This window comes from Ruminococcoides sp., assembly GCF_057037865.1.
Genome location: NZ_DBLZMS010000002.1, coordinates 45,693 through 69,607, shown reverse-complemented (window position 1 = coordinate 69,607; position 23,915 = coordinate 45,693). Strand labels below are relative to the sequence as shown.

Sequence of the window (23,915 nt, the reverse complement as noted above, 5' to 3'; positions counted from 1 at the left end):
AGGACTTAACAGTGAGTGAAAGAAATATGAGAAAAACTGTTGTCGGAAAAGTTGTAAGCGACAAGATGGACAAGACAATTGTCGTTGCAGTTGAAGACAGCGTAAAGCACAAGCTTTACAACAAAATTGTTAAGCGTACAGTTCGTTTCAAGGCACATGACGAAAACAACGAGTGTGGCATTGGCGACCGTGTAAAGATTATGGAGACCCGTCCTCTTTCTAAAGACAAAAGATGGAGACTCGTCGAGATTATTGAGAAAGCTAAATAAGTTTATTTTAGCGGCTTTGAGTAAAGGAGGAATTACACTGTGATTCAGCAGCAAACTATCCTCAAGGTTGCCGACAACACCGGCGCAAAGGAACTTATGTGCATTCGTGTACTCGGCGGTACCAGAAGGAGATATGCCAACATTGGCGATGTAATCGTAGCCTCGGTTAAAAAGGCAGCACCCGGCGGTGTTGTTAAAAAAGGCGACGTTGTAAAGGCTGTAGTTGTTCGTTCTGCAAAGGGCGTCAGAAGAGAAGACGGTACTTATATCCGTTTCGATGAAAATGCAGCTGTTATTATTAAGGAAGATAAGAACCCGAAGGGTACTCGTATCTTCGGACCGGTAGCAAGAGAGCTTCGTGATAAGGATTATATGAAGATTCTTTCTCTCGCTCCCGAAGTACTTTAATTGGAGGTGTCACAATGAGTAAAGTTCATGTTAAAACAGGCGACACCGTTATCGTATTAAGCGGTAAGGACAAGGGCAAGACAGGTCAGGTTATGGCTGTAAGCCCTAAAGAAGGCAAAGTTATCGTAGAAAAGGTAAACATGGTTTCAAAGCATGTTAAGCCCAAGAAGATGGGCGAGCAGGGCGGTATCATTAAGGCTGAGGGTGCTATGTATGCATCTAAGGTTCAGATTGTTTGCCCAAGATGCAAAAAGCCTACAAGAGTTGCTCATAAGTTCTATGAGGACGGCTCTAAGGGCAGAGTTTGCGCTAAATGCGGCGAAGCACTTTAAGGAGGAAATAAGATATGGCAAGACTTAAAGAATATTATTCAAAAGAAGTTGCACCTGCTCTTATGTCAAAGTTCTCCTACAAGAGCACAATGCAGATTCCTAAGCTTGATAAAATCGTTATCAATGTAGGCGCAGGCGAAGCAAAAGATAACTCAAAAGTAATTGATGCTATCTGCACAGACCTTTCTGCTATTACAGGTCAGAAGCCTCTTATCTGTAAGGCAAGAAAGTCAGTTGCTAACTTCAAACTCAGAGAAGGTATGGCAATCGGCTGTAAGGTTACATTAAGAGGCGAGAGAATGTATGAATTCCTCGACAGATTCTTCAATGTAGCACTTCCCCGTGTTCGTGACTTCAGAGGTATCAACCCTGATTCATTTGACGGTCGTGGTAACTACAACATGGGCCTCAAAGAACAGCTCATCTTTCCCGAGATTGACTATGACAAGATCGACAAGGTTCGTGGTATGGACATTTGTTTCGTAACCACTGCAACAACAGACGAAGAAGCTCGCGAGCTTTTAAAGCTTATGGGCGCACCGTTTTCAAAGTAAGGAGGGATTGTTGTGGCTAAAACTTCAATGAAAGTAAAGCAGCAGAGAAAGCAGAAATTCTCTACAAGAGAGTACACAAGATGTAACATCTGTGGTAGACCACACGCCTACCTCCGTAAGTATGGCATTTGTCGTATTTGCTTCCGTGAACTCGCTTACAAGGGCGAAATTCCGGGTGTAAAGAAAGCAAGCTGGTAAGCAAGGGAGGTAAAGCATAATGCAGATTACAGATACAATTGCTGATTTACTTACAAGAATCCGTAACGCAAATTCAGCAAAGCATGATTCTGTTGAAATTCCCGCTTCAAACCTCAAGAAGTCAATTTGTCAGATTCTTGTTGACGAAGGTTATGTAAAGAATTTCACAGTTATTGAAGACGGCAAGCAGGGCGTTATTAAGGTAACACTCAAGTATACAGACGGCAAGACTCCTGTTATCACAGGTCTCCGCCGTGTATCAAAGCCCGGTCTCAGAATTTACAGTAATGCAGAAGATATGCCAAAGGTAATGAAGGGTCTTGGTATCGCTATCATTTCAACCTCAAAGGGTGTTATGACAGATCGTGAGGCAAGAAAGCAGCACATCGGCGGCGAGGTTCTCGCTTACATTTGGTAAGAGGAGGTGCGATAAATGTCTCGAATTGGAAGAAAACCTATAAATATTCCCGCCGGCGTTACAGCTTCAGTTGACAACGGCGTTATCACAGTTAAAGGTCCTAAGGGTACACTTGATTTCAAGTTTAATCCTGCTATGACTGTTGAAATCAAGGGCGATGTAATCGAGGTTACACGTCCTAACGACGCAAAGGAAAACCGTTCACTTCACGGCCTTACAAGAACACTTATCCATAATATGGTTATCGGTGTTACAGAGGGTTATTCAAAGACTCTCGAAGTAAACGGCGTTGGTTACCGTGTTCAGAAGCAGGGTAACAAGTGCGTTATGAACCTTGGTTATTCACACCAGGTTATCGTTGAGGATACAGAGGACATCAAGATTGAAGTTCCCGATCCTAACAAAATCATCATCTCCGGCATTGACAAGCAAAAGGTTGGTCAGTTTGCTGCCGAAGTAAGAGAAAAGCGTCCTCCGGAGCCATATAAGGGCAAGGGTATTAAGTACGCTGATGAAGTTATCCGCCGCAAGGAAGGCAAGGCCGGTAAGGGCAAATAATTAAGGAGTGAATAATTAATGGTAAGCAGACCAGATACAAAAAAGGCACGCGCAAAACGCCATAAGAGAGTCCGCAGCAAGATCAGCGGTACAGCTTCTTGTCCTCGTCTTTGCGTATTCCGCTCCACAAGCAACATCTATGCTCAGATTATTGACGATGTAGCCGGTGTTACACTTGCTCAGGCTTCAAGCCTTGATAAGGAAATCACAGGCAATGGCGGAAACAAAGAGGCAGCTAAGGCTGTTGGCAAGCTCGTTGCTGAGCGTGCAAAAGAAAAGAATATCGTTGATGTTGTATTCGACAGAGGCGGTAACATATATCACGGCCGTGTTAAGGAATTGGCCGAAGGCGCCCGTGAGGGCGGCCTCAATTTCTAAGGATTGGAGGAATAACTTTGGCTAAAACAGTAGAAGTAACAGGCGAATTAAAAGAAAGAGTAGTTACTATTAACCGTGTTTCTAAAACAGTTAAAGGCGGTCGTATTTTCAAGTTTGCAGCTCTCGTAGTTGTAGGCGACGGTAACGGAACAGTTGGTTTCGGTATCGGTAAAGCAGGCGAAGTACCCGACGCTATCCGCAAGGGTATTGAGGATGCTAAGAAGAACCTCATGAAGGTTTCACTCAGAGGTACAACAATCCCTCACGAAGTAATCGGTGAGTTCGGTGCAGGCAGAGTTCTTATGAAGCCCGCAGCTCCCGGTACCGGTGTTATTGCCGGCGGTCCTGTTCGTGCCGTTGTTGAAGCAGTAGGTATCAAGGACATCAGAACAAAGGCTCTTCGTTCCAACAATCCCTGTAATGTAGTTAGAGCTACTCTTGCAGGTCTTGGCGCATTAAGAAATGCTGAAGAAGTTGCTGCAATCCGCGGTAAATCCGTTAAAGAAATTCTTTAATAGGGAGGTTGTAAATTATGACAATTAAGTTAGTAAAGAGTCTTATCGGCTCTAAGAAGGATCAGATTGCAACCGCCCACGCTCTCGGTCTTAAGAAAATCGGTGATGTTACAACTCAGCCCGATAACGCTCAGACTAAGGGTAAGGTAGCAAAAATCATCCACCTCGTAGAGGTTAGTGAAGCATAAGCAAGGAGGTGCGAACTAATGAAGTTACATGAACTTTCTCCTGTTGAGGGTTCTAAGAAGGACTCAAAGAGAATCGGCAGAGGTCACGGCTCGGGCTGGGGCAAAACTTCCGGTAAAGGTCATAAGGGCCAGAAGGCTCGTTCAGGCGGCAGCATCCGTCCCGGATTTGAGGGCGGTCAGATGCCTTTACAGCGTCGTATCCCTAAAAGAGGTTTCAACAACATTTTTGCAAAAGCTGTAGCAGCAGTAAACCTCAGCACTTTGAACAGAAAGTTTGAAGACGGTGCGACAGTAGATATTGAGGCTCTTGTTAATGCGGGCGTTGTTAAGAACGGCTTTGATGCTGTTAAAATTCTTGGCAACGGTAAGCTTGACAAAAAACTTACAGTAAAGGTTTCTGCTTTTTCCGAATCAGCTAAAGCTGCAATTGAGGCTGCGGGCGGAAAGGCAGAGGTGATCTAAGTGTTTAAAACCATCAAAAATGCTTGGTCACTCCCCGATTTAAGAAAGAAAATTTTATTTACTCTCTTAATCATTGTTGTATTCAGAATCGGCTCGGTTATTCAGGTTCCGTTCCTGGATACTGCGGCTCTCAGAAGTGTTATGAACCCGGATGACTGGTCTAACACAATGCTTTCTTATATGAATACACTCTCAGGCGGTGCATTCTCCAACGCAACATTGTTTGCAATGGGTATCACCCCTTATATCAACAGCTCAATCATCATCCAGCTCCTCTGCGTTGCTATTCCTCCTCTGGAGAGATTGGCAAGAGAAGGCGAAGCCGGCAGACGCAAAATCAGTGCTATCACTCGTTATGTAACAGTCGGTCTCGGTATTATTCAGGGTACTGCATATTACTTCTACCTTCTCAACAGCAAGGTAACACTTTACAACAGCGGTTTTGAACTTTGGTTCTCTGCTATCGTAATCATCCTTGTTTTTACCGCAGGTACGGCGGTTATGATGTGGCTCGGTGAGCAGATCAACAGCCACGGCATCGGAAACGGTATTTCCATTCTCCTTTTTGCAGGTATCGTTGCTCAGTTCCCACAGATTATCAACACACTCGGTCAGTACTGGAACCTTGCTGTTAACGGCAGCACACAGTTCTTCTTCCTCGTACCTCTCTGGGTAGTTCTCTTTGTTGCTGTCGTATGGATTATCACATTCATGCAGGACAGCGAAAGAAGAATCCCGATTCAGTATGCTAAGCGTGTTGTGGGCAGAAAGATGTACGGCGGTCAGTCAAGCCACCTTCCTATCAAGGTTGCTCTCGGCGGCGTTCTTCCAATCATCTTTGCAAGCTCAATTCTTTCAATTCCAAGTACAATCAACCTCTTCCTCAAGATTCCTGCAGGAGAAGGTTTCTGGGGTGCATTCTTTGCAGCATTCAGCACCACAGGCTGGCTGTACATGGTACTTTATTTCTTGTTCATCATAATGTTCGCTTATTTCTATACATCAATTCAGTACAACCCTGTTGAAATGGCTAACAATCTTAAAGCTAACAACGGCACAGTTCCCGGTATTCGTCCGGGTGCTCCGACAGCTGATTATATCAGAAAGATTTTGTCAAGAATCACTTTAATCGGTGCAATGTTCCTTGCTGTTATCGCTATGATTCCGCTTATCTACGGCGCTGCTTCCGGAATGGGACAGATGTCAATCGGCGGTACATCAATCATCATCGTAGTTGGTGTAGCTCTTGAAACTGTTAAACAGCTCGAGTCACAAATGATGATGCGTCATTACAAAGGTTTTCTTGACTAATTGAGAAAAAAGGAGTATAATAGATGAACATTATCATGTTAGGTGCTCCGGGTGCAGGTAAAGGCACACAGGCTGCTGTACTTTGTGAACACTTTGGTATTCCCACAATTTCAACCGGAAACATGATCCGTGAAGCGCTGAAAAACGGCACTGAGATGGGCTTGAAGGCTAAATCCTTTATGGATGAAGGCAAGCTTGTTCCCGACGAAGTAGTAATCGGTATTGTAAAGGAAAGACTTTCTGCCGATGACTGCAAGAAGGGTTTCATTCTTGACGGCTTTCCAAGAACTATTCCTCAGGCTGAGGCTCTGGATAATATGGGTGTTGAGATTCAGCATGTCATCAACATCGACATTTCTGATGAAAAAATCATCAACCGTATGTCCGGACGCCGTGTTTGCGAAAATTGTGGCAGACCTTTCCACATTGTGACTTTAAAGCCCAAAAAGGAAGGTGTTTGTGACGATTGCGGCGGCACCCTTGTTCAGCGCAAGGACGACCACCCCGATACCGTGCTTGCTCGTCTCGAAACATATCACAAAGAGACCGAGCCCCTCGTTTCTTACTATGAGAAGCAGGGTAAGCTTGTTACTGTAAAAGGACAGGACGATGTAGAAGCTACTACAAAGGCTATCCTTGAAGGTATTGAGGCTTAATTCATGGTTGTAGTTAAGACAGCACGGGAACTTTCAAAAATGAAAGATGCCTGCAGAATTTCTGCCGAGGCATTGCGTGTTGCGGGAGAGGCTGTAAAGCCCGGCGTTACTACTTATGAAATAGATAACATTGTCCGCTCATACATCGAGAAACAGGGAGCAGTTCCCTCGTTTCTCGGTTACGGCGGCTTTCCTGCGAGTGCGTGCATTTCCGTTAACAATGTGGTTATCCATGGCATACCCAGTAAAGAACTCGTTTTAAAAGAGGGCGACATAGTAAGCGTGGATGTTGGCGCTTTCTACGGGGGATTTCACGGCGACAACGCCTTTACATTTCCCTGTGGCAAAATCAGTGCAGACGCACAGGCTTTGCTTGACGCCACAAAAGAGAGTCTGTATGAGGGAATTAAACAGGCTCTTGCCTTCAACCGTGTCGGTGACATAGGCAACGCTGTTCAGAAGTATGTCGAAGCTCGCAGTTACTCGGTGGTACGAGATTTTGTCGGCCACGGCGTAGGTGCGAAACTGCACGAAGACCCAAGCGTACCCAATTACGGCACTGCTCACAGAGGAGTGCGGCTTATTCCGGGTATGACTATTGCCATTGAACCCATGGTGAACCAGGGCAGGTGCAATGTGCGTGTTCTTGATGACAAATGGACTACCGTCACTGCTGACGGAAAGCTTTCAGCTCATTTTGAACATACTGTTGCAATAACTCCTGACGGACCTAAAATTATGACTTTGTGCGATTAAAGGTGATTTTATGAACACAGTAAAAGGCAGTATCGTAAAGGCTGTGGCAGGAAGGGAAAAGAACGGCTTTTTTGTTGTTCTCGACTGCGATTCCGTTTTTGCTTACATTGCAGACGGAAAGCGAAGAAAGGTTGAGAAGCCTAAAAAGAAAAAGCTTATTCATATTTCTCCTACAGGAACCGTGATAGAGGGTTCAATCAAGACCAATCCGCAGATAAGAAAAATTTTGAACAATTTTAGAAAGAGCGAGGGTTGACAATATGTCAAAACAGGATGTAATCGAAATTGAAGGTATTGTTAAGGAAGCTTTACCGAACGCACAGTTTAAGGTAGAGTTGCCGAACGGTCACGTGATATTAGCTGTTATTTCAGGCAAACTGAGAATGAACTTCATTCGCATATTGCCGGGTGATAAGGTAAAGGTGGAAATGTCCCCCTATGACCTGACAAGAGGCAGAATTACCTGGAGAACTAAATAATTCGGGTAAAAACACGACTTTTTAGAAAGGAATGATTATACATGAAAGTCAGACCTTCAGTAAAGAAAATGTGCGACAAGTGCAAAGTAATCAAAAGAAAAGGTAAGATTTTAGTTATTTGCGAAAACCCCAAGCATAAGCAGCGCCAGGGTTAATTTACCTAACGAAAACAAAACTATATTTTAGAATTTATATGGAGGTGCAACTATATGGCTCGTATAGCAGGTGTTGACTTACCGAGAGATAAAAGAGTTGAGATTGGTTTGACCTATATCTACGGTATCGGCCGTAAGACTGCAGACGACATTATTGCTGCAACAGGTGTTAATCCGGACACTCGTGTCAGAGATTTGACAGAAGAAGATATTGCAAAGCTCAGAGAATACATCGAGCATCACTGCCGCGTTGAAGGTGACCTTCGCCGTGACATCGCTTATGATATTAAAAGACTTATTGATATTGGTTGTTACCGTGGCGTTCGCCACAGAAAAGGACTTCCTGTAAGAGGTCAGCGTTCAAAGACTAACGCTCGTACTCGTAAGGGTCCCCGTAAAACCATGGCTAATAAGAAGAAGTAAGGAGGGCAAAGGACTATGGCAGCACCAAAGGGTGGTAAGAAGGTTATCCGCCGTCGCCGTGAACGCAAGCACATTGAAAAAGGCGCAGCGCATATCCAGTCTACATTTAACAACACAATTGTTACTATTTCCGATACACAGGGCAACGCTGTTTCATGGGCAAGCGCAGGCGAGCTCGGTTTCAGAGGTTCAAAGAAGTCAACTCCGTTTGCCGCTCAGTCAGCAGCCGAAACAGCTGCAAAGGCAGCAATGGAACACGGCATGAAGTATGTTGAAGTATATGTAAAGGGTCCCGGTCAGGGTCGTGAAGCTGCAATCCGTGCATTGCAGACTGCAGGTCTTGAGGTAACAATGATTAAGGATGTTACTCCAATCCCGCACAACGGATGCCGTCCTCCAAAGAGAAGACGTGTATAGTATTTTAAAAGGAGGAAAATTCTACTATGGCTAAAAATATGCAGCCTATCGCTAAGCGTTGCAGAGCTCTTGGCATTTCACCCGCAGTTATGGGTTATTCCAAGAAGACTTCCAACAGAAATCCCGGCGGTAAGATGAGAAGAAAAAAGAGCGAATACAGCATGCAGCTCACTGAGAAGCAGAAGGTAAAATTTATCTACGGCATCATGGAGAAGCAGTTCAGAGCTTACTACGAAAAAGCTGAAAAAGCTGAGGGTAAGACAGGTGCTGTATTGCTTACACTTATTGAAAGAAGACTTGACAACGTTATCTTCAGACTCGGTCTTGCAGCTACAAGAAGAGAAGCAAGACAGCTTGTTAGTCACAGCCACTTTACCGTAAACGGTAAGAAGGTAAACATTCCTTCATACCTTGTTAAGGTTGGCGATGTAATCGAAGTTAAGGAGAAGAGCCGTTCAACTGCAAGATTCAAGGCAATCGCAGAGGGCGAAACATCTTCAATTGTAACACCAAAGTGGCTTGAGAAGAACGAAAACCTTCTCGGTGGCAAGGTTGTTGCAGCTCCCCAGAGAGAAGACATCGACTTTCCTGTTGAAGAACACCTCATCGTTGAGTTGTACTCCAAGTAATCTTATATTTCACAGGCAGATTACACACAGATGGGCTGCTTTTGCAGTCGCATAATGTTTAGGAGGATTCGCGAATGATAGAAATTGAAAAGCCAAGAATTGAAACCGAGGAATTAACCGAGGATGGAAAGTACGGCAAGTTTGTTGTTGAACCGCTCGAGCGTGGTTTTGGCAACACACTCGGCAACAGTTTGCGCCGTGTGCTGCTTTCCTCTCTTGAAGGCTGTGCTGTTACATCAATCAAGATTGACGGCGTTCTTCACGAATTTTCAACTATTCCCGGCGTAAAGGAAGACGTTACGGAAATTGTTCTTAATATGAAAAGTCTTGTTGCAAAGCTCCATGAAACAAGTCCCAAGGTTATAGAAATTGCAGCCGAGGGTCCCTGTGAGGTAAAGGCTGCCGACATCAAATGTGATGATGAGGTTGAAATTCTCAACCCTGAACTCCATATTGCTACACTCGGTGAGGGTGCTAAGCTCAATATGGAAATCACAGTTGACAAGGGCAGAGGATATATTCCTTCAGAGCGCAACAAGCAGTTAAGCGGCAACAATGTTATTGGCGTTTTGCCGATTGATTCAATTTATACTCCCGTGTTAAAGGTAAACTATACAGTTGATAACACTCGTGTAGGTCAGATTACTGACTATGACAAGCTCACTTTAGATGTTTGGACAAACGGAGTTATCAATGCTCAGGAGGCTGTTTCTCTTGCAGCAAAGGTTCTTACCGAACACCTTAACCTTTTTGTTAATCTTTCAGACAAAGCTTCAAGTGCTGAAGTTATGGTTGAGAAGGATGACAAGGGTAAGGAAAAGATTCTTGAAATGACAATTGAAGATCTTGATCTTTCAGTTCGTTCTTTCAACTGCCTCAAGCGTGCAGGCATTAACACGGTAGAGGATTTGATCAACAAGTCCGAAGAGGATATGATGAAAGTGCGTAACCTCGGTAGAAAATCTCTCGAGGAAGTTGTACAGAAGCTCAATTCTCTCGGTTTTAGTCTTCAGAAGGAAGACGAATAACTTCCCAAAGTCTTTGACAGGCTATTCTGTCAAATTCTTACCAACAAACTCAACGGTAAAGGAGTGAAAGAAATGCCAGGTACAAGAAAATTAGGAAGAACTACTGCACAGAGAACTGCAATGCTTCGTGCTATGGTTACTTTCCTTTTGGAAAACGGCAAAATTGAAACAACTCTTACTCGTGCCAAGGAAGTTCAGGCTATGGCAGAGAAGATGATTACTACAGCTAAAGAAGATACTCTTCACAACAGACGCCTTGTTTTGGCTTTTGTTACTAAGGAAGATGTTACAAGCAAGCTCTTTAAGGAAATTGCTCCAAAATACAGCGATAGAAACGGTGGCTATACAAGAGTTACTAAAATCGGTCCCCGTCGTGGTGACGCCGCTGAAATGGCAATTATCGAGCTCGTTTAATTCTTTTTAAGTTAATACAAGTTCAATTTAACTCCCGACTTTTTAGTCGGGAGTTTTTGCGTTTGTTTCAAAATGCAGGCTCTTTTGCTACCCCGACTTTTATTATAGAGCCACTGTATTCACGAACAGGAAGCGGGGGTGCGCCGTGCTTTTGTACAAAACAAGACAGGCTGTGAAGAACGAAGTCTTAAACTTCATTTCTTCACAGCCTCATTTTACAGTTTTAAAAGCAATTCAATTTTTAGTTGGCAACCGAATCTTTATAAGATGAGCTGAGCTTAAAACCGCTCGCAGGCTTACCCTTTTTGTCGATAAGGTTCTTACTGTCGCTTGCTCTGCAGGCAACTTCCCAGTGATAACTTGGTGATGTTGAGCCGCCGCCTTTAACTTCATATACTACGGTCATAAACGCACCGCCGTTTGTGTAGTCATAACCGTCACCGATGTTGACGCCGCTTAAAGAAATCTCTCCGGCAATCTTTATGTTGAGCATAGCTCCGTATTTAGCGGGTACAGACATTTTTGCACTTTTGCAGGTAAGCTTTGATGAATCATATTTGATTGTTGCCTGATAGTTTTCGAGAACTGCCGGTGTTGTCAGATTGTATGTGCATACAATTGTGTCACCGACATTGAATGTTTTGCCGCCGATTTTAAGTGACTTGCTGTTGCTGTCATCAGATTTTGATGAATCCGACTTTGAAGATGAACTGTTATTATTTTTGTTGCTGTTGTTATTTTTATTGCTGTTGTTATTATTCTTATTACTGTTGTTATTAGTTTTGCCTGAGTCTGTTTTTGAAGAACTGTTGTTAGTAGTTTTGCTCGTTTCACTCTTTTCAATAACGGAACTCTGCTGACTGTTTGAATTTTTGCCGAAAGAACTGCCGCCTGAGTTCTCGGAGTTATTGCCTGAATCGCCTGACTTGCTGTTGCCGCCGGCGTTGTTGTTTACAGGCACAGCTTTTGTTTCTTCAACATATTCAGTGTTGCCCTGAGCATCTGTTACAACCTCGGTGTATGTTTCAATTTTTGTTTCAATCTGAGTATCTATGCGTGTTTCGTGAACAATCTTTGTTGCTTTCTGTTCATCCGAATTTTCTCCGCAACCACTCATAACGCTTGCAGCCATAGTTGAAAAAGCTACAAGTGATGCAAGTGCCGCAATAAGACAATAGTTTTTCTTTTTGCCGTAATTACGCATTATGCCACTTCCTTAATATGATTTAAAATTTCGGTAAGTGTTACCGTATCTTTACCATAATATTATATCAAATTAATCAACGAAAATAAAGAAATTTCGCAAAATTGTACCGTTATATATTGAAAAATTACTTGTATTAATTTTATGCAAATGGTACAATAATTTTGACTGATGTGATTAACAAGTGAACTTTTTGTGAATATATCTAAAAGTTCCTTATTGATATGATTTTTTAGGAGTGATTATAGTGAGGACAACAAAAAAGGCGCTTTCAATTGTACTTGCTGGTGTGATGACCGTTGGCGGTATGTCGGTATTTTCTGTTTCTGCCGCTCAAACATCAACACCGACTCTTTCATTTAAAACTCAGAATGCACTTTATGCACACGCAGTAAGCGGTTCTGACGATTCTGACGCATGGGTTGCATGGCAATGTAAACACAACGAGGATATGGAGGAATTAAATACTAATAGGAAGTATTTCTTCCTTCCAAGCAGTGTTTCGTCAACAAGTGTTGAGCTTTATAACGCATATTCAAAAAGCGTTACGGTTAATAATGTAACTATACCGTCAGGCGAGTCGAGGGAGGTTTCGTACACAATTGATAAGGCAGGCAATGTTACTGCTGACGGAAAAACCTATTCCCTCACATTCTTAAAGTCCTCTGCCGAGTCTGCAATCTATGTAAACAACAGCAACGCTGACGGCAACGGTAAGGAACTTATCTCTTATCTTAACGAGGATAAGAGCAACTATTCCTCTGCAACAGGCGCTATTGTTGACAGGAACGGCAAGATTGACAATACTTCAATCAAGAAAATCAAGGGCAGAGGCAATTCAACATGGGGCAAGGCTAAGAAGCCTTACAACATCACATATTCCGATAAGGTTTCAATCGGCGGTATGTCAAAGGGCAAAAAGTTCTCTCTTCTTGCAAACTATCAGGATGATTCACTCACAAGAAACCGTTTTCTTTATGACCTTGCAGATGCAGTAGGAACTCCATATGCTTCGGATTCAAGATATGTTGATTTCTACTCAGACGGTTATTACTGGGGTTCATATCAGATGACCGAAAAGATTGAGGTCGGAAAAAATGCCCTTGTCAACGATATTGACGATACTGCATATCTTGACGCTGACGGCAATGTAAACAAGGATTTCCCGTTCCTTTGTGAAGTTGATTCCGGTGCTGTAGACGGTGAAGATTACTATGTAAAATGTGATGACGGTATCAAGGTTACAATTAAAGCTCCTGAGCTTTCGGAAGGCGACAAGGGCTATAATGAAGTTAAGAACTATGTCCGTGAAAAGTACAATGCTTTTTACAGAGCTGCTAAAAAAGCAGACTCCGACCTTTCACAGTACGCTGATGTTGATTCATGTGCAAAGCTGTGGCTCATAAATGAGCTTGGTAAAAACTGGGATTCCGGTGTTTCAAGCGTTTACTTTGTTTATAAGCAGGATTCCGACGGTAACTATAAGTTCTTCGGTTCACCTGTATGGGACTACGATAATGCGCTCGGTAATGCTGCAGGCAGTGCTTGGGATCTTCAGAACTTCGGTGTTAAGGATTACACACAGTATTCAGGCTGGTGGTGCAGATTCAAGGACAGACAAAAACGCTCTCAGAATAGCAGTAATATCATTAACAATATTTCCAGAAACACTCAGGTTAATAAAGCTGCCGTAAATATCTGGTTTGAGCAGTTTGTTCCTGCAATCAACTATTTTGCAGGCAAGACCGCATCTTACAAGGGCTCTGACGAATTCTATACAAAAACACAGTATTTTGACCTTCTCAAGGACAGCGGTGCGATGAATTACAAAAGCGGCTGGCATATAAGAACGAGCAGTTGGATTTGTGACCACACATCAATGAACAAGGCTGACTTTGATATGACAACAGGTACATATACCGTAAGTAACACTAAGACAAGCTACAATCAGGGCAGTTTTACGGATATGTATAACTATGCAGCTGATTGGATGACAAGCCGTGCGGCATGGATCAGCAGTAAGTGGTTTAGCGAGTACACTCCTTTCGCTAAAATCGGTGATGTTGACGGTGACGGCGAAGTTACTGTAATGGACGCAACTCTTGTTCAGAAGTACATTGTAAGTCTTGAAACACTCACAGACAGTCAGCTCAATGTTGCCGATGTAAACGGTGACGGTGAAATCAGCGTTATTGACGCAACACAAATTCAGAAGATTGTCGTAAATCTTGTATAATTCAAGCACAGAATCGGGCAGGAAACTGCCCGATTTTTTGTTATTGTTTTGAAAATTTTTGTACAAGCCACAGAATGTAAAATTTTACAAATCAAAGATTGAAATTGTGTTGTGAATAATATATAATGAGTGTAATCAAAATTTTTACACAGATTTATACATATGCACAATAACAGAACATAAGCATTTTAAAAGGACGGAGAAAACATGAGAAAAACTAAGATAGTTTGTACCATCGGACCTGCCTGCGATTCAAAAGAAATGATGCGTAAAATGATTGACGCAGGTATGAATGTTGCCAGAATCAATATGTCACACGGTGTTTATGACCGACTTGAGGTTACAATCAAAAACCTTAAAGAGGCAATTGCAGAGAGTGGTCAAAATGTTGCAATTCTGCTCGATACAAAGGGTCCTGAGGTCAGAGTCGGCACATTCAAGGACGGTTCTGTTGAACTTGTCGAGGGTGCAGAGTTCAGTCTTTTTAAAAACAAAGAAGAGGGCGACGAAACAGGTGTAAGCCTTTCGTTCCCTAAGCTTGTTGATATTTTTGAATCCGAAGGTCAGGAGGCAATCGGCAGAGAGCTTTTGCTTGATGACGGTATTATCTCGCTTGTCGTTAAGTCGGTAAATCCCGAGTCAATCGTTTGTACCGTAAACAAGGGCGGTGTGCTTAAAAACCGCAAGAGTATCAACATTCCGGGCTACTTTATCAATATGCCGTATGTAAGCGCTCAGGACAGAAAGGACATTGAGTTCGGTCTTAACCACGGTGCAACAGTTGTTGCCGCATCATTTGTCCGCAATCACGATGATGTTAGAACTCTTCGTGACTTTATTGACAGCCTCGGCTATGAGTATGTTGAAATTATCGCAAAGATTGAAAATCAGAGCGGTGTTGACGATATGGACGCAATCATTGATTACGCAGACGGTATTATGGTTGCTCGAGGAGATATGGGTGTTGAAATTCCGTTTATCAAACTGCCTGAAATTCAGAAAACAATCATCAGAAAGGTTGTTTCAAGAGGTAAATATGTAATCACTGCAACCCAGATGCTTGAGAGTATGACAACGGCTCCCCGTCCTACAAGAGCCGAAATCAGCGATGTTGCCAATGCAGTTTATGACGGTACAAGCGCAGTAATGCTTTCGGCAGAATCCGCCGCAGGTAAGTACCCGATTGAAAGCGTAAAGGCACTTGACGCAATTTGTTCGGAGGCTGAGGAAAACGGTGAATTTACCGCACTTCATGAGTATGTGGAAGAACACGGAATGAAGGACACTAACCCAATCAGATCAAGTATCTGTAAAGCTGCAAAGAATATTGCGCAGGCAGTAGGCGCAAAGGCTATTATTGTTGAAAGTGCAACAGGTCGAGTTGCAAGAGCGATGGTTCATTACAGACCTGATTGTCCCGTTATTGCAGTTGCAACATCACAGCTTGTGTGCAGAAAGCTGTGTCTTAACTGGGGTGTTATGGCTGTCATGGGCGAAGAAAAACGCACATCTGATTCAATTACGAAACAGGCTATGGAAAAGGCACTCAGCACAGGCGTTGTCAAAAAAGGCGACACGGTTGTTGTGCTTTCGTCAAACAAAACCTGCCCGACTTCAAGCACAGATTCACTTAATGTAAGGATTCTTTAATATGAAAAATATAGTTTTAATCGGAATGCCTGGATCGGGCAAAAGCACAGTCGGTGTGTTGCTTGCCAAGGCGCTGGGCTATTCCTTTGTTGATGTAGATTTGATAATCTGCAAAGAGGCAGGAAAGCCGTTGCAGGAGATTCTTGATAATGAAGGTCTTGACTTTTTCCTCCACCTTGAGGGAAGAATCGGTGCAGAGCTTGACTGCGACAAGACCGTTATCGCAACAGGCGGTTCAATGGTTCTCAGCGAAAATGCCATGGAAAACCTCAGAAAAAACGGCAAGGTCGTTTTCATTGATGTTGGCCTCGATGAAATCAAGCGCAGAGTTACAAATATCAAAACAAGAGGCATTGCATTCGGTAAGGGTGAAACTCTTGATGATGTGTACAGAGTGCGTTATCCGCTCTATAAAAAGTATGCCGATATCACGGTGTCAATGGAGCTGAGCAGTATCGAAACCACGGTTGATGCAATTGTTGAAAAGCTGAAGCTTGAAAAACAGAATTAAAGAAAAAGTAAAAGCGTCCGTTATTCGGGCGCTTTTGTTGTTAAATATGAAAATTTTCATAAATAAAAATATGCAGGGATTCATTGAACGCCGTATTCGGAAAATCGGGGTGCTAAACCGACATTTTGTCCCGAATGGCGGTGAGGATTTTCTTTTCCTGCCGACTGATTTGAACCTGCGTCATGGAAAGAATTTTGGCGGTTTGAGTTTGTGTTTTGCTCCGGTAGTACCGCAGTTGAATTATTTTTCGGTCGGTTTCACAGAGGGATTTTACTGCCTGTTCAAGCGACAATCGTTCCGAGATTTCGTCTTGAATATCATCTGTCGGGACATCAAGCTGTGGGTTGCCCTCGCTGTCATATTCGGCAGTCAGGGAGAGAGGAACTCTTGTGCTGTTGAGTGCGTCAATGATTTTTTCCTTGCTTGTATCAAGCTTTTCGGCAAGCTCGCTCACGGTGAGTTCTCTGCCGTTTTTCAGCTTGCTTTCATTGTTAAGCCTTGATATTGCAAGCGAAAGCTCCTTTAATGTGCGGCTTACCCTGACTGCACCGCCGTCACGGAAAAGTCGCTTAATTTCGCCCATAATTACAGGAAAGGCATAGGTTGAAAACTGCAGGTTACGGCTTTCGTCAAAGTTATTAATCGCCTTTGCGAGTCCGAGACAACCCGATGCAAAAAGTTCTTCGTACTCTATTCCTTTGCCTGAAAATCGTTTGCAACAGGCATGGACAAGTCCCATATTTTTGTCGGCAAGTTTATTTTTATCGGTCATTTTCCGAACCTATATTTTTTTCAAGAGTTACGGTTGTTCCGCTGTCGGGCTTTGAACGGACACGCACCTTGTCGCAAAAGCTCTGCATAACTGCAAAGCCGAGTCCTGCCCTGTCCTCCTCGGGAGCGGTTGTAAACAACGGTTCCATTGCCTTTTTAATATCGGGAATTCCGCAGCCTTTGTCACGGATTGTGATTATCACCTTGTTTTCGGAGGTGATTTTTCCGTTTATGTAAATCGTTCCGCTTTGGTGGCGGTAGCCGTGAACAATGCAGTTTGTCACAGCCTCGGATACAGCGGTTTTTAGGTCGCTGAGTTCGTTTACGGTAGGATCAAGGCTCATTACAAATGCCGACACAACGCACCGTGCAAAAGCCTCATTACAGCTTTTTGACGGCACGCAAAGTTTCATTTCATTTACTGTTTTCATCTCAATACCCCCAAACTTTCAAGTCCCGACATTGAAAAAAGCCTGTACAATCTGTCGGGAATATTAATCACACGCAATGCTCCGCCGACAAGCTTCATCTGGCGGTATCGCCCCATTACAAGACCTATGCCCGATGAGTCCATAAACGATACTTTTGAAAAATCAAGGCACAAAAGTTTCGGTTTGTTTGTCTGAACGGCGGCGTCAATTTTTGTGCGTATTCCTGCCGCCGAATCGTGGTCAATTTCGCCGTCAATGTATGCCGTGAGAATATTATTTTTAAATTCCGTTTTCAGCAATTTTATCAGTCCTTCTAAAAAATAAAAGCTCCGCACCTGTTATCTTAATGATAATAAGTGCGGAGCAAAAAATTTGTTTTATTCTGTTGTAACGAAAAATTTACTTTTCGGCTGATTCGTTTTCAGCCTTAATTTTATTGATGATATACGGACGGATTTCGCCTGCAAGGTAGAGCGAACCGCAGATTACAACTGCACAATCGGTCTTTTCAGCCTGTTCAAAAGCCATATCAAAAGCGTGTTCGGCACTTTCAAAGGTTACCGTATCGTCAACAAATCTTGCATACTGTTGCATAAGCTTTGCAGGGTGCATTGCCCTTGGATTGTGAACGGGAACTGTGTAAACTCTGTCAAAAACTCCGTCAAGCAGTTTTACCGAAGTGCTGACATCCTTGTCGGCAAGCATACCCGTGATTGCAATTATATACTTATTCGGAAGGAATTTTTGGATTGCCGATTTAAGTGCCTCAATTCCGTTAGGATTGTGAGCACCGTCAAGCAGAACAATCGGCTTTTCACTCAACAGCTCAAGTCTTGCAGGGTTGACAGCCTTTGCAAAACCGTTTGCAATCTGCTCATCTGTTATTGAAATCAGAGAATTGCAACGGAGCATATCAAGTGTTGCAAGTGCGGTTTTTGCATTTTCAAGCTGATGATCACCCGAAAGCGGAAGATCAATTTCAACACCGTTAAACATAAAGCGACTGCCCTTTAAGGTGGTTTCGATGACATCAATATTAACGCTCTCGCTCGTTGCAAGCGGAATTTTCTTTTCTCTTGCAGTTGATTCAATAACCTTCATTGCACGGATATCCTGCTTTGAAGTAACCGCCATTGAGTCGGGCTTGAAGATGCCGCATTTTTGCTGTGCAATTTTTTCAATTGTATCACCGAGAATTGCTGTGTGGTCAAGTCCGATTGTGGTGATAACGGCACAAAGCGGTGATTTTATAGTATTGGTGCAGTCGAGCAGACCACCCATTCCTGTTTCAAGAACAACAATGTCACAATCTGCATTTGCATGTATATAAAATTGAAGAGCGTTGACATACTCAAATTCTGTGATGATCGTGCCCTCTTCACGCAGTTGCTCGATAATAGGGAAAGTTTTTTCAACCGCATCCGTGAGAACGGACTCGCTAACCATACAATTGTTTATTTGTATCCTCTCACGAAAATCCGTGATATACGGTGAAATGAACAAGCCTGTTTTGTAGCCTGCCGCAACAAGTGCGGATGAAAGCATAGCACAAACCGAGCCTTTGCCGTTCGTACCTGCAATGTGTATAAATTTCAGCCTGTCCTGCGGATTTCCGAGCCTGTCAAGCAAAATTCTCATTCGGTCAAGTCCCGGACGAGAACCGAATGTCAAAAGTGAATGAATTTTTTCAACAGCGTTTTCGTATGTCATTTACAACAGCTCCCTGTAAATCTCATTTTTCTTAAAGCCTGTTATACTTGCCGCCTCTTTTGCCGCCTCGGTGGGCTTTGCACCGTTTTCAATCAGCTTGCGGGCGGTTTCAACCGCAAATTCAAGGGTGTATTCTTCGGATTTTTCCTCTTGTTTTTTGCCCTCAAGCACAAGCACAAATTCGCCCTTCAGACTGCCGTCTGCATAATTTTCCGCAGCATATTTTGTTGTGGTGCGGATTACTTCTTCGTGAACTTTGGTGAGTTCACGAACAATCGAAAGCTTTCTGTCACCGAAAAAGCTGTACAAATCTCGCAGAGTTTGCGGAAGCTTGTGTGGCGCTTCGTAGAAAATCATTGTTCTGTGTTCGTTTTTCAGACTGTCAAGATGCTCGTTGCGGCTCTTTTTGTTCACGCTCAAAAAGCCTTCAAATGTGAATCTGCCTGTTTCAAGTCCCGAAACCGCAAGTGCGGAAATCACGGCACTCGGACCGGGAATCACCACGGTTTTTATTCCACGCTCCTCGCAGAGCTTTATCAAATCTTCACCCGGATCGGAAATGCACGGCATTCCGGCGTCCGTTACAATTGCACAATTTTCGCCCTGTTCAATTCTGTTGCAGATGATTTCGCCACGCTCACGCTTGTTGTGTTCAAAATAGCTTACCATAGGCTTTTTTATACCGAAATGATTCAAGAGCTTAAGCGTTACCCTTGTGTCCTCTGCCGCAATGAAATCAACCGATTCGAGGGTTTCTGCGGCTCTCGGTGAAAAATCTCCGAGGTTGCCGATCGGCGTTCCCGTTACATATAAAATTCCGCTCAATTTATATAGTCCTCCTTGTAACTGCCGTAGATGTTCAGCATTTCTTCGGAAAAGTTTCCGCTTTCGTCCTCAATAAACAGGGTTGGCATAACCTCAAGAAATCCCCTTTTGCCGCCCCTTCTGCCTTCAAGCAAAAAGAGCTTCGGGGCTTTTGACTTTCGCTGTTGAACAAGCCTTAATTTTTTCGGCTCAACCGAATATTTACGCATTGCCTCCATTGCGTCGGCAAGTCTTTCGGGGCGCTGACAAATGCAGAGCCGTCCTCCAAACTGCAAAAGCGACGAACCGCAACGGCACACATCGTCAAGCGTACATTCGGATTCGTGCCTTGCAACAAGCTTTGCGTTTTCGGGATTTGTAATTCCGCCTCCGCTGATTTTGTAGGGCGGATTGCAGGCAACAAGGTCAAACGAGCCGAGCGGTAATGCACCGTCAAGCTTGTTTAAGTCCGAGTTTACAATTCTGATTTTGTCCTGAAGATTGTTGTATTCAAGACTTTGTGAAAACAGCTTGCAGGCATTCTCCTGTATTTCTACCGCTGTGATGTCAAGGCGGTTGTTGTTTTTGTACCACAAAAGCGGAATAGTTCCGCAGCCCGTGCCGAGGTCAACACATTTTTTCGCACCGATTTGCTTTGAAAAATCGGCAAGTAAAATTGTGTCCGTTGAAAAACGGTAGCTGTCTGACACATATATTTTAATACCGCCGCCAAGCGGTTCAAGATGTTTATTGTTCATCGGTATTCCCCTGAAAACAGTAATTAAAAAGCGGCAAGGAAATCCCTGCCGCCTGTCTTTGTGGATTAACCCTTAATCAGCCTTCCTGTGGAGCGCCGACGGGGCAAACTTCAGCACATGAACCGCAATCAACACAAGCGTCTGCATTGATTTCATACTTGCCGTCGCCTTCTGAAATAGCGTCGCAAGGGCAGTTGTCTGCACAAGCACCACACATGATGCAATCGTCACTGATAGTATATGCCATAGGGAAATACCTCCTTCATGAATTTCACCTTTATTGTAACATAAATTTTGAAAAAAGCAACCTTTTGGAAAGAATTTTATATTTTAAACTGAAAACAGTTCTTTTTTACTGCAACTTGACGAACGCTGTACGCATTACAAAAAATTATTCAAGTCCCTTGAATTTTTCCATTTCCTTTTTGTCAAGCTTGATGTAGCCGTCCTTAACAAGCTTGCATTGCTTGACTGTGAATGATTTCGGAGCGGCGTCTTCGGGAGTGTTGTTGAGCTTAACCTTTAAAGTTCCTGCAATCAGGTTGTTTTCAACAACAAGACCTCTGCCTTCGGGAGTATTTACAATTGCTCCTACCTTGGGGGTGTGTTTAAGAAGGTCTGTGTATGCCTCCTGTTCATATTTAAGACAGCACATAAGTCTGCCACAGGTTCCCGAAATTTTAACGGGAGAGAGTGACAGGCCCTGCTCCTTTGCCATTTTGATTGAAACGGGCTGGAACTCGCCCATAAAGCTTGCACAGCAGAACGGCTTACCGCAGATGCCGAGTCCCCCGAGCATTTTTGCCTCATCACGCACGCCTATCTGGCGAAGTTCAATTCTTGTTCTGAATACACTTGCAAGGTCTTTTACAAGAGCACGGAAGTCAACTCGTCCGTCAGCCGTAAAGTAGAAAAGAATTTTGCTGTTGTCAAATGTGTATTCAACATTTACAAGCTTCATTTCAAGCTTGTGGTTGGCAATTTTCTGTTCACAGATTCTGTATGCTTCCTTTTCTTTGAGTTTGTTTTCCGCAAGGTGATTCAGGTCTTTTTCGGTTGCAATTCTGATTAACGGCTTGAGCGGATGCGAAATCTCCGCATCGTCAACGGTCTTGTTCGGAGTTGCAACCTCTCCGCACTCAAGACCTCTTGCCGTTTCAACAATTACCCTGTCGCCTGTGTTAAGTTTATTGTCAAGCGGATCAAAGTAATACACTTTGCCGACTTCTTTAAATCGTACTCCGATTATCTCTGCCATGAAATCCTCCTGTATTCTCCGCACAGCCAAGTTGTGAGAAGATTTATATTTATGTGTTTCGGTATTTTCAGTTTTGCGTCCTCGGTAAGCTCAATCATAGAAATCAGCTTTGCCCGAGTAAATCGTCTTGCAAGCTCCCCGGCACATTCCTCGTCAAAAACCGCATCCGCTCCAACGCTTTTTGCCATTCCGTCACGCAGAATCAGCTTTACGACAAGCAGAATTTCGTCTGCAAGGTTTTTGTCGCTGAGGGCATAGAGTGCCTGCATAAGGTTGTACTCCCGTGTCGATAAAATTCCTTTTACAATTTTCTTTGCCCCTGCAACCGCATCCTCGCTGAAAACATCTTTTGTTTTCAGACGGAATACACTTGAACGGGAGAGAATTGTCGGGAGCAGTTTCTTGGAGTTTTCGCAGAGCATAATGAAATATACATTCTGCGGAGGTTCTTCAAGAAGTTTCAAAAACGAGTTTTGAACGATGTCCGAAAGCCTTGTGTCGGCAAAAGGGAAGATATACACCTTTGCATCTGCCTCATTCGGCTTTATGACAGAGTCACCGATTATCTCTCTCATCTGCTCAATTGAATTTTGTTTTCTGTCATTTGGAAGTTCAACATATTTAATGTCGGCGTGTGCCTTATTCTTTGCCTTGTGACATTGCTCACAATGACCGCAAGGCTTTACCGGTTCGGTACACACCGCATACATTGACAGAAACACGGCAAGGTTCATCGCCTTTTCGCTGTCCCTGCTTTCTATTACAACAGCGTGGGGAACTCTGTCCTGAATATCAAGGGTGTTGAAGGTTTGTTTTATATTGTCGTCAAAATCAAAACCGTCAAAATTCAAAATCCCACCTCCGCTTATTTATCACATTTATTATATCATTTTATTTTTGCAATTTCCACAATTATTTTAAGGCTACGGTATTGGTAACAATTTCGCCCTTGTCGGTGATGTCGATAATGCCGTAGGACGCATAGTATCCGTGGCATGAACCGGGGTTCATAATATACAGACCGTCCTCATAGAGTGTGAGAGGCATATGTGTATGACCGAAGAGGAGAATATCCGCTCCTGCTTCTCTTGCGGCGGAGGTAATGCGGTAAAGTCCCGATTTTGCGTCATAGAGATGTCCGTGTGTTACAAAGATGGTTTTACCGCAGACTTTAAAAATCTCCTTTGACGGAAAAAAGCTGTTCCAATCGCAGTTGCCCCTTACGGCAACAATCATTTTGTCTTTGTAATTATCTTTTAAAAACCGCTGTTGTTCTTCACCGTCACCGCAATGAACAATTATTTCCGCCTTGCGCTGTGCGTCAACGGCTTTGATAAGACTGCGAAGATCTCCGTGAGTGTCCGAAACTACCAAAATACGCATTGAAAATTCTCCGTTCTAAAAATAAAATTTCCGCATAGTATATGTTGAGGTGTTGGTATGTCTGATAATAAAAAAGTTAATAAACTGCTCGGTGAGGTATCGAAAAAGTACGGTATCTCTAAGGAACAGCTTGAAAGTGCCGCACAAAGCGGTAACATAGAAAATCTTTTGAAAAATACAAATCCGAATCAATCGAAGCAGATTGAGAGCGTTCTGTCGGATCCCGAAAAAGCAAAGAAACTTTTGCAAAGTCCTCAGGCTCAGGCGCTGATGAAACTGCTCGGCGGTGAATGATATGTCTGATTTACAGGATAAGCTCAATCAGATTTTGCAGAACCCCGAGGCAATGAAACAGGTGCAAAGTCTTGGGGCACAGCTTGGTCTGACAGGTGAGCAAAAACAACCGCCAAAGCCGAAACCGCCCGAAAATAACCTTATGTCAGTGCTGGGCGGTGACGACACAATCGGCACAATTGCCAAATTTGCACCGCTTTTAAGCTCGCTGAACAACAGCGATGACACCACACGACTGCTTGATTCGCTCAGACCGTTTCTTTCACATGAACGGCAGGAAAAGCTTGACAAAGCCGAAAAGATGCTGAAATTATTCCGCCTTATGCCGTTACTGCGTGAAAACGGATTGTTCTGACA

At 43.5% G+C, this 23,915-nt stretch carries 38 protein-coding genes; 27 read left to right on the top strand and 11 right to left on the bottom strand.

The window, feature by feature from the left end; genetic code table 11:
- The first annotated feature begins 11 nt into the window (after positions 1-11).
- The 22 genes from rpsQ to rplQ all read left to right on the top strand — a co-directional run bounded on the left by rpsQ (position 12) and on the right by rplQ (position 10,548).
- Positions 12-269: a 30S ribosomal protein S17 gene (gene rpsQ, locus AC2HW8_RS02125; RefSeq protein ID WP_021883488.1), complete on the top strand. Its 258-nt coding sequence runs from the start codon at positions 12-14 to the stop codon at positions 267-269.
- A gap of 39 nt (positions 270-308) precedes the next feature.
- The gene (gene rplN, locus AC2HW8_RS02120; RefSeq protein ID WP_021883487.1) at positions 309-677 is read left to right on the top strand and encodes a 50S ribosomal protein L14; all 369 of its coding nucleotides are present in this window, start codon (positions 309-311) and stop codon (positions 675-677) included.
- 14 nt (positions 678-691) lie between these two features.
- The gene (gene rplX / locus AC2HW8_RS02115; RefSeq protein ID WP_015523197.1) at positions 692-1,009 is read left to right on the top strand and encodes a 50S ribosomal protein L24; all 318 of its coding nucleotides are present in this window, start codon (positions 692-694) and stop codon (positions 1,007-1,009) included.
- A 14-nt stretch (positions 1,010-1,023) separates the two neighbouring features.
- Positions 1,024-1,563: a 50S ribosomal protein L5 gene (gene rplE / locus AC2HW8_RS02110; protein WP_015523198.1), complete on the top strand. Its 540-nt coding sequence runs from the start codon at positions 1,024-1,026 to the stop codon at positions 1,561-1,563.
- 12 nt (positions 1,564-1,575) lie between these two features.
- Positions 1,576-1,761: a type Z 30S ribosomal protein S14 gene (locus tag AC2HW8_RS02105; RefSeq protein ID WP_021883486.1), complete on the top strand. Its 186-nt coding sequence runs from the start codon at positions 1,576-1,578 to the stop codon at positions 1,759-1,761.
- 19 nt (positions 1,762-1,780) lie between these two features.
- A complete protein-coding gene (rpsH, locus tag AC2HW8_RS02100; protein ID WP_015523199.1) occupies positions 1,781-2,179 on the top strand; it encodes a 30S ribosomal protein S8 in 399 nt (132 codons plus the stop codon).
- 15 nt (positions 2,180-2,194) lie between these two features.
- Positions 2,195-2,737: a 50S ribosomal protein L6 gene (gene rplF, locus AC2HW8_RS02095; RefSeq protein WP_015523200.1), complete on the top strand. Its 543-nt coding sequence runs from the start codon at positions 2,195-2,197 to the stop codon at positions 2,735-2,737.
- Positions 2,738-2,755: 18 nt separating this feature from the next.
- On the top strand, positions 2,756-3,115 hold the full coding sequence (rplR, locus tag AC2HW8_RS02090) for a 50S ribosomal protein L18 (protein WP_015523201.1): 360 nt from the start codon (positions 2,756-2,758) through the stop codon (positions 3,113-3,115).
- 17 nt (positions 3,116-3,132) lie between these two features.
- Positions 3,133-3,630, top strand: coding sequence for a 30S ribosomal protein S5 (gene rpsE, locus AC2HW8_RS02085; protein WP_021883485.1), 498 nt, complete (start codon positions 3,133-3,135; stop codon positions 3,628-3,630).
- Positions 3,631-3,647: 17 nt separating this feature from the next.
- The gene (gene rpmD, locus AC2HW8_RS02080; RefSeq protein WP_015523202.1) at positions 3,648-3,818 is read left to right on the top strand and encodes a 50S ribosomal protein L30; all 171 of its coding nucleotides are present in this window, start codon (positions 3,648-3,650) and stop codon (positions 3,816-3,818) included.
- A gap of 18 nt (positions 3,819-3,836) precedes the next feature.
- Positions 3,837-4,280, top strand: a complete 444-nt coding sequence (gene rplO / locus AC2HW8_RS02075) for a 50S ribosomal protein L15 (RefSeq protein ID WP_015523203.1) — start codon at positions 3,837-3,839, stop codon at positions 4,278-4,280.
- On the top strand, positions 4,281-5,591 hold the full coding sequence (secY, locus tag AC2HW8_RS02070) for a preprotein translocase subunit SecY (RefSeq protein ID WP_021883483.1): 1,311 nt from the start codon (positions 4,281-4,283) through the stop codon (positions 5,589-5,591).
- A gap of 23 nt (positions 5,592-5,614) precedes the next feature.
- Positions 5,615-6,247 (top strand): adenylate kinase, encoded by a 633-nt coding sequence (locus AC2HW8_RS02065; protein WP_015523204.1) that lies wholly within the window; start codon positions 5,615-5,617, stop codon positions 6,245-6,247.
- Positions 6,248-6,250: 3 nt separating this feature from the next.
- On the top strand, positions 6,251-7,003 hold the full coding sequence (gene map, locus AC2HW8_RS02060; RefSeq protein ID WP_015523205.1) for a type I methionyl aminopeptidase: 753 nt from the start codon (positions 6,251-6,253) through the stop codon (positions 7,001-7,003).
- A gap of 10 nt (positions 7,004-7,013) precedes the next feature.
- Complete coding sequence (locus AC2HW8_RS02055; protein WP_015523206.1) at positions 7,014-7,259, top strand: KOW domain-containing RNA-binding protein; 246 nt, start codon at positions 7,014-7,016, stop codon at positions 7,257-7,259.
- Between the two features lie 4 nt (positions 7,260-7,263).
- Complete coding sequence (gene infA, locus AC2HW8_RS02050) at positions 7,264-7,482, top strand: translation initiation factor IF-1 (protein ID WP_015523207.1); 219 nt, start codon at positions 7,264-7,266, stop codon at positions 7,480-7,482.
- Positions 7,483-7,523: 41 nt separating this feature from the next.
- Entirely contained in the window at positions 7,524-7,637 is a 114-nt protein-coding gene (gene rpmJ / locus AC2HW8_RS02045; protein ID WP_015523208.1) for a 50S ribosomal protein L36, read from the top strand.
- A gap of 54 nt (positions 7,638-7,691) precedes the next feature.
- Complete coding sequence (gene rpsM, locus AC2HW8_RS02040) at positions 7,692-8,060, top strand: 30S ribosomal protein S13 (protein ID WP_015523209.1); 369 nt, start codon at positions 7,692-7,694, stop codon at positions 8,058-8,060.
- Positions 8,061-8,075: 15 nt separating this feature from the next.
- A complete protein-coding gene (gene rpsK / locus AC2HW8_RS02035; RefSeq protein WP_015523210.1) occupies positions 8,076-8,477 on the top strand; it encodes a 30S ribosomal protein S11 in 402 nt (133 codons plus the stop codon).
- 26 nt (positions 8,478-8,503) lie between these two features.
- Positions 8,504-9,106, top strand: a complete 603-nt coding sequence (rpsD, locus tag AC2HW8_RS02030; protein ID WP_015523211.1) for a 30S ribosomal protein S4 — start codon at positions 8,504-8,506, stop codon at positions 9,104-9,106.
- 74 nt (positions 9,107-9,180) lie between these two features.
- Positions 9,181-10,134, top strand: a complete 954-nt coding sequence (locus AC2HW8_RS02025; protein WP_015523212.1) for a DNA-directed RNA polymerase subunit alpha — start codon at positions 9,181-9,183, stop codon at positions 10,132-10,134.
- A 72-nt stretch (positions 10,135-10,206) separates the two neighbouring features.
- Positions 10,207-10,548, top strand: a complete 342-nt coding sequence (gene rplQ / locus AC2HW8_RS02020) for a 50S ribosomal protein L17 (protein WP_015523213.1) — start codon at positions 10,207-10,209, stop codon at positions 10,546-10,548.
- A 241-nt stretch (positions 10,549-10,789) separates the two neighbouring features.
- On the opposite strand, the gene AC2HW8_RS02015 is transcribed toward rplQ, so the two are convergent.
- A complete protein-coding gene (locus AC2HW8_RS02015) occupies positions 10,790-11,752 on the bottom strand; it encodes a cohesin domain-containing protein (RefSeq protein ID WP_021883480.1) in 963 nt (320 codons plus the stop codon).
- 247 nt (positions 11,753-11,999) lie between these two features.
- On the opposite strand from AC2HW8_RS02015, the gene AC2HW8_RS02010 reads away from it, so the two are divergent.
- The 3 genes from AC2HW8_RS02010 to AC2HW8_RS02000 all read left to right on the top strand — a co-directional run bounded on the left by AC2HW8_RS02010 (position 12,000) and on the right by AC2HW8_RS02000 (position 16,149).
- Entirely contained in the window at positions 12,000-13,988 is a 1,989-nt protein-coding gene (locus AC2HW8_RS02010) for a CotH kinase family protein (protein ID WP_484327087.1), read from the top strand.
- 207 nt (positions 13,989-14,195) lie between these two features.
- Positions 14,196-15,638: a pyruvate kinase gene (pyk, locus tag AC2HW8_RS02005; protein WP_015523215.1), complete on the top strand. Its 1,443-nt coding sequence runs from the start codon at positions 14,196-14,198 to the stop codon at positions 15,636-15,638.
- A 1-nt stretch (position 15,639) separates the two neighbouring features.
- Complete coding sequence (locus tag AC2HW8_RS02000; RefSeq protein WP_118101706.1) at positions 15,640-16,149, top strand: shikimate kinase; 510 nt, start codon at positions 15,640-15,642, stop codon at positions 16,147-16,149.
- Positions 16,150-16,261: 112 nt separating this feature from the next.
- Here the strand turns inward: AC2HW8_RS02000 and AC2HW8_RS01995 are convergent, their stop codons facing one another.
- The 10 genes from AC2HW8_RS01995 to AC2HW8_RS01950 all read right to left on the bottom strand — a co-directional run bounded on the left by AC2HW8_RS01995 (position 16,262) and on the right by AC2HW8_RS01950 (position 23,264).
- Positions 16,262-16,921, bottom strand: a complete 660-nt coding sequence (locus AC2HW8_RS01995) for a sigma-70 family RNA polymerase sigma factor (protein ID WP_303671849.1) — start codon at positions 16,919-16,921, stop codon at positions 16,262-16,264.
- A complete protein-coding gene (spoIIAB, locus tag AC2HW8_RS01990) occupies positions 16,911-17,351 on the bottom strand; it encodes an anti-sigma F factor (protein WP_443951858.1) in 441 nt (146 codons plus the stop codon). The genes AC2HW8_RS01995 and spoIIAB overlap by 11 nt, the downstream gene beginning before the upstream one ends.
- On the bottom strand, positions 17,348-17,650 hold the full coding sequence (locus tag AC2HW8_RS01985; RefSeq protein WP_021883474.1) for an STAS domain-containing protein: 303 nt from the start codon (positions 17,648-17,650) through the stop codon (positions 17,348-17,350). The genes spoIIAB and AC2HW8_RS01985 overlap by 4 nt, the downstream gene beginning before the upstream one ends.
- Before the next feature lie 100 nt (positions 17,651-17,750).
- A complete protein-coding gene (locus AC2HW8_RS01980) occupies positions 17,751-19,061 on the bottom strand; it encodes a bifunctional folylpolyglutamate synthase/dihydrofolate synthase (RefSeq protein ID WP_015523219.1) in 1,311 nt (436 codons plus the stop codon).
- Complete coding sequence (rsmI, locus tag AC2HW8_RS01975; protein WP_101105932.1) at positions 19,062-19,886, bottom strand: 16S rRNA (cytidine(1402)-2'-O)-methyltransferase; 825 nt, start codon at positions 19,884-19,886, stop codon at positions 19,062-19,064.
- Complete coding sequence (locus tag AC2HW8_RS01970; RefSeq protein ID WP_117837843.1) at positions 19,883-20,623, bottom strand: tRNA1(Val) (adenine(37)-N6)-methyltransferase; 741 nt, start codon at positions 20,621-20,623, stop codon at positions 19,883-19,885. Before AC2HW8_RS01970 ends, rsmI begins: the two co-directional genes overlap by 4 nt.
- Positions 20,624-20,699: 76 nt before the next feature.
- Complete coding sequence (locus AC2HW8_RS01965; RefSeq protein WP_015523221.1) at positions 20,700-20,870, bottom strand: DUF362 domain-containing protein; 171 nt, start codon at positions 20,868-20,870, stop codon at positions 20,700-20,702.
- A 144-nt stretch (positions 20,871-21,014) separates the two neighbouring features.
- A complete protein-coding gene (locus AC2HW8_RS01960; RefSeq protein ID WP_015523222.1) occupies positions 21,015-21,881 on the bottom strand; it encodes a PSP1 domain-containing protein in 867 nt (288 codons plus the stop codon).
- Positions 21,869-22,732, bottom strand: coding sequence for a hypothetical protein (locus AC2HW8_RS01955; protein ID WP_443707156.1), 864 nt, complete (start codon positions 22,730-22,732; stop codon positions 21,869-21,871). Before AC2HW8_RS01955 ends, AC2HW8_RS01960 begins: the two co-directional genes overlap by 13 nt.
- Positions 22,733-22,793: 61 nt before the next feature.
- Positions 22,794-23,264: a metallophosphoesterase gene (locus AC2HW8_RS01950; protein ID WP_117519783.1), complete on the bottom strand. Its 471-nt coding sequence runs from the start codon at positions 23,262-23,264 to the stop codon at positions 22,794-22,796.
- A gap of 57 nt (positions 23,265-23,321) precedes the next feature.
- Here AC2HW8_RS01950 and AC2HW8_RS01945 point away from each other — a divergent pair, with 57 nt between their 5' ends.
- Both AC2HW8_RS01945 and AC2HW8_RS01940 read left to right on the top strand, forming a co-directional pair.
- Positions 23,322-23,558, top strand: coding sequence for a hypothetical protein (locus tag AC2HW8_RS01945; protein WP_015523224.1), 237 nt, complete (start codon positions 23,322-23,324; stop codon positions 23,556-23,558).
- 1 nt (position 23,559) lies between these two features.
- On the top strand, positions 23,560-23,913 hold the full coding sequence (locus AC2HW8_RS01940; protein ID WP_021883467.1) for a hypothetical protein: 354 nt from the start codon (positions 23,560-23,562) through the stop codon (positions 23,911-23,913).
- Positions 23,914-23,915: the final 2 nt, after the last annotated feature.